Origin of the sequence: Shigella sp. FC1567 (genome assembly GCF_001743015.1) — a bacterium.
GTDB lineage: Bacteria > Pseudomonadota > Gammaproteobacteria > Enterobacterales > Enterobacteriaceae > Escherichia > Escherichia coli.
On the sequence record NZ_MIIV01000051.1, the window covers coordinates 1 to 11,021 of the forward strand.

The 11,021-nt window shown below is 50.8% G+C and carries 9 protein-coding genes and 3 pseudogenes; 5 read left to right on the top strand and 7 right to left on the bottom strand.

Annotation, left to right across the window (positions count from 1 at the left end):
* A pseudogene (locus BHE85_RS04280) lies at positions 1–333 on the top strand (IS1-like element IS1X2 family transposase); the annotation flags it as partial.
* A gap of 16 nt (positions 334–349) precedes the next feature.
* On the opposite strand, the pseudogene BHE85_RS04285 reads toward BHE85_RS04280, so the two are convergent.
* From BHE85_RS04285 to BHE85_RS04300, 4 genes and pseudogenes are all read right to left on the bottom strand, one after another.
* Positions 350–805: pseudogene (locus tag BHE85_RS04285) on the bottom strand (DUF1266 domain-containing protein); the annotation flags it as partial.
* Positions 806–931: 126 nt separating this feature from the next.
* A complete protein-coding gene (gene topB, locus BHE85_RS04290; protein WP_001235800.1) occupies positions 932–2,893 on the bottom strand; it encodes a DNA topoisomerase III in 1,962 nt (653 codons plus the stop codon).
* Positions 2,894–2,897: 4 nt separating this feature from the next.
* Positions 2,898–3,941 (bottom strand): selenide, water dikinase SelD, encoded by a 1,044-nt coding sequence (selD, locus tag BHE85_RS04295; protein ID WP_001298241.1) that lies wholly within the window; start codon positions 3,939–3,941, stop codon positions 2,898–2,900.
* Between the two features lie 116 nt (positions 3,942–4,057).
* Entirely contained in the window at positions 4,058–4,609 is a 552-nt protein-coding gene (locus BHE85_RS04300) for an NAD(P)H nitroreductase (RefSeq protein WP_000339283.1), read from the bottom strand.
* A gap of 160 nt (positions 4,610–4,769) precedes the next feature.
* Between BHE85_RS04300 and sppA the strand changes: the two genes are divergently transcribed.
* From sppA to pncA, 3 genes are all read left to right on the top strand, one after another.
* Complete coding sequence (gene sppA / locus BHE85_RS04305) at positions 4,770–6,626, top strand: signal peptide peptidase SppA (protein ID WP_001259790.1); 1,857 nt, start codon at positions 4,770–4,772, stop codon at positions 6,624–6,626.
* A 166-nt stretch (positions 6,627–6,792) separates the two neighbouring features.
* Positions 6,793–7,809: an asparaginase gene (gene ansA, locus BHE85_RS04310; protein ID WP_001170149.1), complete on the top strand. Its 1,017-nt coding sequence runs from the start codon at positions 6,793–6,795 to the stop codon at positions 7,807–7,809.
* Between the two features lie 10 nt (positions 7,810–7,819).
* The gene (pncA, locus tag BHE85_RS04315) at positions 7,820–8,461 is read left to right on the top strand and encodes a bifunctional nicotinamidase/pyrazinamidase (RefSeq protein WP_001120535.1); all 642 of its coding nucleotides are present in this window, start codon (positions 7,820–7,822) and stop codon (positions 8,459–8,461) included.
* 160 nt (positions 8,462–8,621) lie between these two features.
* Here pncA and BHE85_RS04320 read toward each other — a convergent pair whose 3' ends face one another.
* A complete protein-coding gene (locus tag BHE85_RS04320; RefSeq protein WP_001046790.1) occupies positions 8,622–8,894 on the bottom strand; it encodes a YeaC family protein in 273 nt (90 codons plus the stop codon).
* A 41-nt stretch (positions 8,895–8,935) separates the two neighbouring features.
* Positions 8,936–9,349: a peptide-methionine (R)-S-oxide reductase MsrB gene (msrB, locus tag BHE85_RS04325; protein ID WP_001284613.1), complete on the bottom strand. Its 414-nt coding sequence runs from the start codon at positions 9,347–9,349 to the stop codon at positions 8,936–8,938.
* A 341-nt stretch (positions 9,350–9,690) separates the two neighbouring features.
* Here msrB and gapA point away from each other — a divergent pair, with 341 nt between their 5' ends.
* The gene (gene gapA / locus BHE85_RS04330) at positions 9,691–10,686 is read left to right on the top strand and encodes a glyceraldehyde-3-phosphate dehydrogenase (RefSeq protein ID WP_000153502.1); all 996 of its coding nucleotides are present in this window, start codon (positions 9,691–9,693) and stop codon (positions 10,684–10,686) included.
* 50 nt (positions 10,687–10,736) lie between these two features.
* Here the strand turns inward: gapA and BHE85_RS04335 are convergent.
* Positions 10,737–11,021, bottom strand: a pseudogene (locus BHE85_RS04335) (IS4 family transposase); the annotation flags it as partial.

The window sequence follows — 11,021 nt, forward strand, 5'->3', positions numbered from 1 at the left end:
TGGCTGTTTTACGCGTATGACAGGATACGGAGGACGGTTGTGGCGCACGTCTTCGGTGAACGCACTCTGGCCACACTGGAGCGTCTTCTGAGCCTGCTGTCGGCCTTTGAGGTCGTGGTATGGATGACGGATGGCTGGCCGCTGTATGAATCACGCCTGAAGGGAAAGCTGCACGTTATCAGCAAGCGTTACACTCAGCGCATTGAGCGACATAATCTGAATCTGAGACAACATCTGGCAAGGCTGGGACGGAAGTCACTGTCGTTCTCAAAATCGGTGGAGCTGCATGACAAGGTCATCGGGCATTATCTGAACATAAAACACTATCAGTAAGTTGGAGTCATTACCGCACATGATATTGGAAGGTATCTTTGCCAGGTTCAGGCTTTCGCGGCCAGAACTCCAGCGTTTCAGACCATTGCTTATGATAGAATCGATAAGGTGTGATCAATTGTAGCGCCTGTAACTTCTCGATACTGAGCGGCTCAATACCTTTAGCCTGATAATAATGCAGTTGTTCTTTTTTTGCTTTAAAACCGGCCCGAACAATAAGCCCCATCATAATTAATAGATAAAGAAAAGAGCATCCCGCGGTAATCAGGCCTCTTTCATTCAAACCGTTGGATGTTATCGCTGCGAACACAAACATTACAGCGACAACACATGTTAAATAAAACCCCCACTTACAAAGCAGCATGGCCTTATTTTCTTTAATCATCCGTTCAAAATTACTATTAAATATTTCCCAGCCATTAAAAGAATACTTCTCGCTCCCAGGATGGTTTTGTAATAAAACTTTTTTCATCACATTCCCTGTTATTACATACTTTAGAGGCGATAATTTTATCCATGCAAAAAAATATCCAACGAATTTTCTTGATTCGCTGGATATTTCAGAATATGACTCGAATAGCACGAAAGATTCACTCGCTTACGCTATCGCCCCGCTTCCGACTTCATCTGCTGGCGGACTTTTTTTCGCACTACGTTTACGCGGTGCAGCCTTTTTCTTATCAGCACTGCCACCACTGCCCGGAGCCACAATGCCGCGAAACTGCCGCACCGGCGTACGTTTGGCTTGATCAATAAGCTGATATAGCGTCCCCACCAGCGGCTGCATAAAGTCCTGATAGCGACACTGCTTTTCGCTGATTTGCGTCAGCACCGATTCCCAGTGCGCGGTCATGTCCGGTCGCGTCGCCATTTCTGGCAGCGAATGGAATAACGCTTTTCCGGCGTCGGTAGAGTGGATATAGCGCCCTTTTTTGGTCAGAAAACCACGCTTGAACAGCAGTTCAATAATCCCGGCACGGGTTGCTTCTGTCCCCAGACCATCGGTCGCACGAAGGATCTTTTTCAGATCTTTGTCCTGCACAAAGCGCGCGATCCCGGTCATCGCCGAAAGCAGTGTTGCATCGGTAAAATGGCGCGGCGGCTGGGTTTGCCGCTCTACCACTTCACCTTTTTCACACAGCAACTCATCGCCTTTCGCCACCACAGGCAATGGCGTACCGTCGTTTTCTTCATCGCGCTCTTTGCTGCCTAACAGCGTGCGCCAGCCTGCTTCAGCAAGAAAACGCGCTTTAGCGACAAATTTGCCTTTGGCAATGTCCAGTTCGATAACACACTTGCGGAACACCGCATCCGGGCAGAACTGCATCAAGTACTGACGGGCAATCAGGTTATAGACCTTCGCTTCGTTCTCCGTCAGGTTGATCGCAGAACTCCGTGCGGTCGGGATGATGGCGTGGTGTGCATCGACCTTTTTGTCATCCCAACAGCGGTTGCGTATATCTGGATCTACCACTGGTTGCGGCAACAGATCTGGTGCATGAACGCTGATGGCATTCATCACCGCGTGGCGTCCGGCAAAATGTTCTTCTGGCAAATAGCGACAATCGGAACGCGGATAAGTGATTAGCTTGTGCGTTTCGTACAGCTTCTGGCAGATATCAAGCACGTTCTGCGCGCTCAGACCAAAGCGTTTTGCCGCTTCAATCTGCAACGCCGAAAGCGAAAAAGGCAGCGGCGCGGATTCTGATTCCCGTTTATCGTTATAGCTGGTGACAATTGCTGGTTGACCACTAATGCGGTTAACCACATGCTCCGCCAGTGGACGATGTAACAAGCGCCCTTCTTCATCCTGGTACGGTTCACACGCTTCGCTCGGTTGCCAGATAGCGGTAAACCGCTCATCGGCAGGTGTCACGATATGTGCTTTGACTTCAAAGAAGTCTTTCGCCACGAAGTTTTCAATCTCTTCATCGCGGCGCACCACCAGCCCGAGCACGGGTGTCTGCACGCGTCCCACGGAAAGTACGCCCTGATAACCGGCATTGCGACCGAGAATGGTATACGCACGGGTCATATTGATGCCGTACAGCCAGTCGGCACGCGCTCGCGCCAGCGCAGAAACGCACAATGGCACAAACTCACTGTTGGACCGAAGACGGTCGATCGCCCGCTCAACCGCCTGCGGGTTCAGGTCGTTTATCAAGCAACGCTGCACCTGCTGGCGCTTTTCCGGTGCCAGTTGCAGATAGTCCAGCACTTCATCCACCAGCAGTTGCCCTTCACGATCCGGGTCCCCGGCGTGAACGATTTCGCTGGCTTCATGCAGGAAGCGTTTGATGACGTTAAGTTGTTTGGTCACGGAGGGTCGGGGCTGTAATTGCCACTTTTCCGGGACAATCGGCAAATCCGCAAGATTCCAGCGCGCATAGCGGCTGTCGTAGGCGTCTGGCTGCGCCTGCTCAAGCAGGTGACCGATACACCAGGTCACCACCTGACCATTACCGCACTCGATAAAGCCATCGCCTTTCCGGTGCGGTTTGGGCAGGACATCAGCAATGGCGCGCGCCAGACTCGGTTTTTCGGCAATAAACAACCGCATTGAATTAACGAATCTCAACCATGGCACGACCGCCGCGCGCTGGCACCAGTTCGCCAATTGCCGTCAGTTCAATGCCAAACTCGGCGGCTGTAGCTTTGACCTCATTTTCTGCTTCCGGCATGACCGCCAGCAGCAAACCGCCAGAAGTTTGCGGATCGCACAGCAAATCGCGCACTTCACGCGGCATTTCACCCATCAGATGACCGTAGCTGGCAAAGTTACGTTCGGTGCCGCCAGGCACTGCGCCCAACTTAATGTACTCTTCAACCCCCGGCAATTTTGGGATCGCGTCATAGTCAACGCGCGCCTGCACACCTGCGCCCTGACACATTTCGCTCAAATGGCCCAGCAGACCAAAGCCCGTAACGTCGGTCATCGCTTTTACGCCTTCGATGTTGGCAAAGGACGCGCCTGCGATGTTCATCCGGCACATCACTTCCGTCGCTAGTCCCTGATGTTCTGGTTTCAGCAGTGATTTTTTCTCAGCCGTGGTAAGAACGCCGATCCCCAGCGGTTTCGTCAGGAACAGTTTGCATCCGGCTTGTGCGGTGCTGTTTTTCTTCACCCGCTCGGTCGGTACGATCCCCGTTACCGCCAGACCAAAAATCGGCTCCGGCGCATCGATGGAGTGACCGCCAGCCAGCGCAATACCCGCCTGACGGCATGCATAGCGTCCACCTTCGGTTACTTCGCGGGCAATTTCCGGGGAAAGTTTGTTAATCGGCCAGCCGAGGATCGCAATCGCCATAATCGGTTTGCCCCCCATCGCGAAGATATCGCTGATGGCGTTAGTCGCCGCAATGCGGCCAAAATCGAAAGGATTATCAACGATCGGCATAAAGAAGTCGGTGGTACTGATAACGCTGGTGCCATTGCCCAGATCGTACACCGCCGCATCGTCGCGGGTCTCATTACCCACAAGCAAATTCGGATCAACAAACTTCGCCTGCTCACTGTGCAGGATGGTTTCCAACACTTTTGGGGAAATTTTACAGCCGCAACCAGCTCCGTGGCTGTATTGGGTCAAACGAATCGAGTTCTCGCTCATGGACATCTCCTGTCAATGCAATCCGGGTATGGTAACCCTCATTCCGTGAAGTGATAAGTGAGAGTGTCTGAATTCCTGCGCCTTTGCTCACAATCCAGACAGTTTCGCGACAATTATCAGAAATAAGTTACAAACGGCGTCGGGTCCGGGACGTTAATCGACGTAGATGCTTTCAACTGCGGCGTGCCGAGGTAGAGAAAACCGACAATTTTATCCTGCTCACGGCAACCGAATGCTTCACGCACTACCGGACTTTCAGTTAATGCGCCACTGCGCCAGATGCCGCCAAATCCCTGGGCAACGGCTGCCATTTGCATCGCCATGACCGCGCATCCGGCAGACATTTCCTGTTCCCATCGCGGGACTTTATGATTTTCTTCGCATTTCGCCACCACCGTGATGATGAGCGGTGCGCGGAACGGCGCATTACGGGCTTTGTCGATAGCTTTGTCATCACTACCGGCAGCAATCGCCCCCTGTTCCAGTACGGCGCTGAAACGCTCGCGCCCTTCCCCTTCAATCACAAAAAAATGCCACGGTTGCATGGACTTATGGTCCGGCGCACGCATACCCGCACGCAGGATGTTTTGCAGTTGTTCACCCGTTGGCGCGGGTTCAGCCAGGCGGGAGGCGCTACGGCGATTGATCAATAGTTCGAGTGCATCCATTTGATTAACTCCTGTCGTGATATTTATTCACAAAATTAACACGAGAGTGGATTTTGTTACAGCACAGTCCGCAATTCCTGCTGACAAGTGTCGGTTGGGTCATTACGATAACCACATCTATTGCGCCTGTGACAGGTGTGACCTTAAGTTGGGAGAATACATGCGAACCCTTTGGCGATTTATTGCCGGATTTTTTAAATGGACGTGGCGTCTGCTGAATTTCGTCCGTGAAATGGTACTTAACCTGTTCTTTATTTTCCTCGTACTGGTTGGTGTGGGGATCTGGATGCAGGTCAGTGGTGGTGATTCGAAAGAAACGGCCAGTCGTGGCGCACTGCTGCTGGACATTTCCGGTGTGATCGTCGATAAACCCGACAGTTCTCAGCGGTTTAGTAAATTAAGCCGCCAGCTGCTTGGTGCCAGTTCCGATCGTCTGCAGGAAAACTCACTGTTTGATATCGTCAACACCATTCGCCAGGCGAAGGACGACCACAATATCACCGGTATCGTGATGGATCTGAAAAACTTCGCAGGCGGCGACCAGCCGTCTATGCAGTACATCGGCAAAGCCCTGAAAGAGTTTCGTGACAGCGGGAAACCGGTTTATGCCGTTGGCGAGAACTACAGCCAGGGGCAATATTATCTCGCCAGTTTCGCCAATAAAATTTGGCTGTCACCGCAAGGCGTGGTTGATCTGCACGGTTTTGCTACCAACGGTCTGTACTACAAATCGTTGCTGGATAAGCTGAAAGTTTCCACCCATGTGTTCCGCGTGGGTACGTATAAATCTGCCGTTGAACCGTTTATTCGTGATGATATGTCACCGGCAGCCCGCGAAGCTGACAGCCGCTGGATTGGTGAGCTGTGGCAAAACTATCTGAATACTGTTGCCGCTAACCGGCAGATCCCTGCTCAGCAGGTATTCCCTAGCGCGCAAGGGTTGCTTGAGGGTTTAACCAAAACCGGTGGCGATACCGCGAAATATGCACTGGAAAACAAGCTGGTCGATGCACTGGCATCGAGTGCCGAAATCGAAAAAGCTCTGACCAAAGAGTTCGGCTGGAGTAAGACTGATAAAAATTATCGCGCCATCAGTTATTACGATTACGCATTGAAAACGCCGGCAGATACCGGTGACAGCATCGGTGTCGTCTTCGCTAATGGCGCAATTATGGATGGCGAGGAAACTCAGGGGAATGTTGGCGGTGATACCACTGCGGCACAAATCCGCGACGCTCGCCTTGACCCGAAAGTGAAAGCGATTGTCCTGCGTGTTAATAGCCCAGGCGGCAGCGTTACCGCGTCTGAAGTGATTCGCGCTGAACTGGCAGCAGCCCGGGCAGCGGGTAAGCCTGTGGTTGTATCGATGGGCGGCATGGCGGCATCTGGTGGTTACTGGATTTCCACGCCAGCTAATTACATTGTGGCTAACCCCAGCACCCTGACCGGTTCTATCGGTATCTTCGGCGTGATCACCACCGTAGAAAATAGTCTGGATTCGATTGGTGTTCATACTGATGGTGTCTCAACTTCACCGCTGGCGGATGTTTCTATCACCAGGGCACTGCCGCCGGAAGCGCAGCAGATGATGCAATTAAGCATTGAGAATGGCTATAAACGCTTTATCACGCTGGTTGCTGATGCGCGTCATTCGACGCCGGAGCAAATTGATAAAATCGCCCAGGGCCACGTCTGGACCGGTCAGGATGCAAAAGCTAACGGGCTGGTCGATAGTCTCGGGGATTTCGATGATGCGGTTGCCAAAGCAGCAGAGCTCGCAAAAGTGAAACAGTGGCATCTGGAATACTACGTTGATGAACCGACCTTCTTCGACAAAGTGATGGACAACATGTCTGGTTCTGTCCGGGCAATGTTGCCAGATGCGTTCCAGGCCATGTTACCTGCACCGCTTGCCTCGGTAGCCTCTACCGTTAAAAGTGAAAGCGACAAGCTGGCCGCGTTTAACGACCCACAAAACCGTTATGCGTTTTGCCTGACCTGCGCCAACGTGCGTTAAGTCTTGTACTGAGTGGCCGACAGATCGTCGGCCACATTATTTTTTACCTCGACGAATCCTCTTCCCGCTGTCTCGCCCCATATTTCCTTATCCGCATAGTATCAGGTGCGCTCCTCCTGCCTCACGTATATACTTTTGCTCTTTCGATATCATTCATATCAATATCATGCAAAAGAAATCAATTTACGTCGCCTACACGGGCGGGACCATCGGGATGCAGCGTTCCGAGCAGGGTTATATTCCGGTGTCAGGTCATCTACAACGCCAACTGGCGCTGATGCCGGAATTCCATCGCCCGGAGATGCCAGATTTCACCATTCATGAATATACGCCGTTGATGGATTCTTCTGATATGACGCCGGATGACTGGCAGCATATTGCTGAAGATATTAAAGCGCACTATGACGACTATGATGGTTTTGTCATTCTACACGGTACCGACACGATGGCGTATACCGCCTCTGCGCTGTCGTTCATGCTCGAGAATCTCGGTAAACCGGTCATTGTGACAGGGTCACAAATCCCGCTGGCTGAGTTACGCTCTGACGGACAAATTAATCTGCTGAATGCGTTGTACGTTGCGGCGAATTATCCGATCAACGAAGTAACGCTCTTTTTCAATAACCGATTGTATCGCGGCAACCGCACTACCAAAGCCCATGCCGATGGTTTTGATGCGTTTGCCTCTCCAAACCTTCCTCCGTTACTGGAAGCTGGTATCCATATTCGTCGTTTGAATACGCCACCCGCCCCGCACGGTGAAGGGGAATTAATCGTTCATCCAATCACGCCACAACCAATTGGCGTAGTGACGATTTATCCGGGGATTTCTGCTGATGTCGTGCGCAATTTTCTGCGCCAACCAGTGAAAGCATTGATTCTGCGCTCCTATGGCGTGGGTAATGCGCCACAAAACAAAGCCTTCCTGCAGGAATTACAAGAAGCCAGCGATCGCGGTATTGTGGTGGTCAACCTGACACAATGTATGTCCGGTAAAGTGAATATGGGTGGTTATGCCACCGGTAACGCCCTCGCCCATGCCGGCGTTATTGGCGGTGCAGATATGACTGTAGAAGCCACGCTAACCAAACTGCATTACCTGCTGAGCCAGGAACTGGATACTGAAACCATTCGCAAGGCCATGAGCCAAAACCTGCGCGGCGAACTGACGCCGGATGATTAAGGAGACTGCAATGCCCCATCGCGCCCTGTTACTGGTCGATTTACAAAATGATTTCTGTGCTGGTGGCGCGCTCGCCGTACCGGAAGGTGACAGTACGGTGGAGGTTGCTAACCGCCTTATTGACTGGTGCCAGTCGCGCGGAGAAGCGGTTATCGCCAGCCAGGACTGGCATCCGGCGAATCACGGCAGTTTTGCCAGTCAGCACGGTGTAGAGCCTTATACGCCAGGCCAACTCGACGGTTTGCCACAAACCTTCTGGCCAGATCACTGTGTGCAGAACAGTGAAGGCGCACAATTACATCCGTTACTGAACCAAAAAGCGATCGCAGCGGTGTTCCATAAAGGCGAAAATCCTTTAGTTGACAGTTACAGTGCCTTTTTTGATAACGGCCGTCGGCAGAAAACCTCTCTCGATGACTGGTTACGCGATCATGAAATCGATGAATTGATCGTTATGGGCCTGGCTACTGACTATTGCGTGAAGTTTACCGTGCTGGACGCGTTACAGTTAGGTTATAAGGTGAACGTGATTACCGATGGTTGTCGTGGCGTGAATATCCAGCCCCAGGACAGTGCACACGCGTTTATGGAGATGTCAGCAGCTGGGGCAACGCTATATACGCTGGCAGACTGGGAAGAGACACAGGGGTAATATTAGTTGAATTCATCTCTGGCCTACATTTCCTCAATGACATTGTAGGCCAGATAATACTTGTCAGTGTTGCATTTAACCTACTTGCAGCTAAAACACGACGTCCGAACAAGTATATTTGCCCTCCCTTAATAACAGGCTTAAATACTAGATAACTCATTCACTTAAACATAGCAATAGGCTTTGCTGAGATACCAAAATCTTCTTTTAACTGCTGTTTGCTCTTCATGACCATCTGACCATTTGTGTCAATTGTCATATGCTGTGCTTCGGTATTATGGCGGGCTTGCCACAGCATCACCAGTTGCAGGCAATTCTCTTTTTGTTCCTCGGTCAACGCAACGCCATCAGGCCATTTCCCCAGTTCAACGGCGGTCGACAAACGCTGGTATACCTCAGGCGTCATGCTGTTGATAATGTCATCAAGATTCATAATTTTTCCGCTCCTGTGGAATAAGTTGCTGAATCGTTTTTTCAACCGTTGATTTCTTCGCCGTTTTCGCCATCAGTGAAGCGTAAAGAAGCAGAGTTAACACAATAACGTTCGCCTGTTGGTTGCGGCCCGTCGGGAAAGACATGCCCCAGATGGGCATCACAGTTACCGCAACGAATTTCTATGCGCTGCATTCCATGTGACAAGTCTTTGATATAACGAATGGATTCTTCACTCACCGGTTCGTAGAAACTGGGCCAGCCACAGCCGGAATCATACTTGGTTTCGGAATGAAACAGCGGGGCATCGCAGATCAAACAGTGATATACGCCGTCACGCTTGTTATGCAGTAAACGCCCCGTAAATGGCGGCTCTGTCCCATGATTCTGCGTCACGTAAAACTGCATCTCGGACAAATTTTTTTTCAGTTCTTCTGCCGAAGGTTTATTAGCCATTTGCTCACATCTCACTTTAATCGTGCTCACATTACGTGACTGATTCTAACAAAACATTAACACCAACTGGCAAAATTTTGTCCTAAACTTGATCTCGACGAAATGGCTGCACCTAAATCGTGATGAAAATCACATTTTTATCGTAATTGCCCTTTAAAATTCGGGGCGCCGACCCCATGTGGTTTCAAGCCCAAAGGAAGAGTGAGGCGAGTCAGTCGCATAATGCTTAGGCACAGGATTGATTTGTCGCAATGATTGACACGATTCCGCTTGACGCTGCGTAAGGTTTTTGTAATTTTACAGGCAACCTTTTATTCACTAACAAATAGCTGGTGGAATATATGACTATCAAAGTAGGTATCAACGGTTTTGGCCGTATCGGTCGCATTGTTTTCCGTGCTGCTCAGAAACGTTCTGACATCGAGATCGTTGCAATCAACGACCTGTTAGACGCTGATTACATGGCATACATGCTGAAATATGACTCCACTCACGGCCGTTTCGACGGTACCGTTGAAGTGAAAGACGGTCATCTGATCGTTAACGGTAAAAAAATCCGTGTTACCGCTGAACGTGATCCGGCTAACCTGAAATGGGACGAAGTTGGTGTTGACGTTGTCGCTGAAGCAACTGGTCTGTTCCTGACTGACGAAACTGCTCGTAAACACATCACCGCTGGTGCGAAGAAAGTGGTTATGACTGGTCCGTCTAAAGACAACACTCCGATGTTCGTTAAAGGCGCTAACTTCGACAAATATGCTGGCCAGGACATCGTTTCCAACGCTTCCTGCACCACCAACTGCCTGGCTCCGCTGGCTAAAGTTATCAACGATAACTTCGGCATCATCGAAGGTCTGATGACCACCGTTCACGCTACTACCGCTACTCAGAAAACCGTTGATGGCCCGTCTCACAAAGACTGGCGCGGCGGCCGCGGCGCTTCCCAGAACATCATCCCGTCCTCTACCGGTGCTGCTAAAGCTGTAGGTAAAGTACTGCCAGAACTGAATGGCAAACTGACTGGTATGGCGTTCCGCGTTCCGACCCCGAACGTATCCGTAGTTGACCTGACCGTTCGTCTGGAAAAAGCTGCAACTTACGAGCAGATCAAAGCTGCCGTTAAAGCCGCTGCTGAAGGCGAAATGAAAGGCGTTCTGGGCTACACCGAAGATGACGTAGTATCTACCGATTTCAACGGCGAAGTTTGCACTTCCGTGTTCGATGCTAAAGCTGGTATCGCTCTGAACGACAACTTCGTGAAACTGGTATCCTGGTACGACAACGAAACCGGTTACTCCAACAAAGTTCTGGACCTGATCGCTCACATCTCCAAATAAGTTGAGATGAAACTGTGATCTAAAAAGAGCGACTTCGGTCGTAATGCCAGTCAGTTAAGCAACTGACTGGCTCTTTTCGGGGCTGTGGGGTATTTCCAGGGCCTCTCCTTTACCACTCTCGGGAAGGCCCTTCCCCTTCTCGTCGGTAATTTCACAAGTTGTCCCATACTTGCAAGATCGCGCATCAGCTCCGGTATACGTCCCGGTGAAGCGCCCTGCAATGTCATCAGCATTCTCATCACCATTCCGCATGATTCTGAGAAACTCAGTTGATTCGGCCAGTAACCTTTCAGATGTTCCGCCATTTTAATCATCTGATATCTCACCAGATTATA

Excerpts from the sequence above, each read along its gene's own strand:
- topB (WP_001235800.1), bottom strand. The coding sequence starts at position 2,893 with ATGCGGTTGTTTATTGCCGAAAAACCGAGTCTGGCGCGCGCCATTGCT.
- selD (WP_001298241.1), bottom strand. The coding sequence starts at position 3,941 with ATGAGCGAGAACTCGATTCGTTTGACCCAATACAGCCACGGAGCTGGT.
- BHE85_RS04300 (WP_000339283.1), bottom strand. The coding sequence starts at position 4,609 with ATGGATGCACTCGAACTATTGATCAATCGCCGTAGCGCCTCCCGCCTG.
- sppA (WP_001259790.1), top strand. The coding sequence starts at position 4,770 with ATGCGAACCCTTTGGCGATTTATTGCCGGATTTTTTAAATGGACGTGG.
- ansA (WP_001170149.1), top strand. The coding sequence starts at position 6,793 with ATGCAAAAGAAATCAATTTACGTCGCCTACACGGGCGGGACCATCGGG.
- pncA (WP_001120535.1), top strand. The coding sequence starts at position 7,820 with ATGCCCCATCGCGCCCTGTTACTGGTCGATTTACAAAATGATTTCTGT.
- BHE85_RS04320 (WP_001046790.1), bottom strand. The coding sequence starts at position 8,894 with ATGAATCTTGATGACATTATCAACAGCATGACGCCTGAGGTATACCAG.
- msrB (WP_001284613.1), bottom strand. The coding sequence starts at position 9,349 with ATGGCTAATAAACCTTCGGCAGAAGAACTGAAAAAAAATTTGTCCGAG.
- gapA (WP_000153502.1), top strand. The coding sequence starts at position 9,691 with ATGACTATCAAAGTAGGTATCAACGGTTTTGGCCGTATCGGTCGCATT.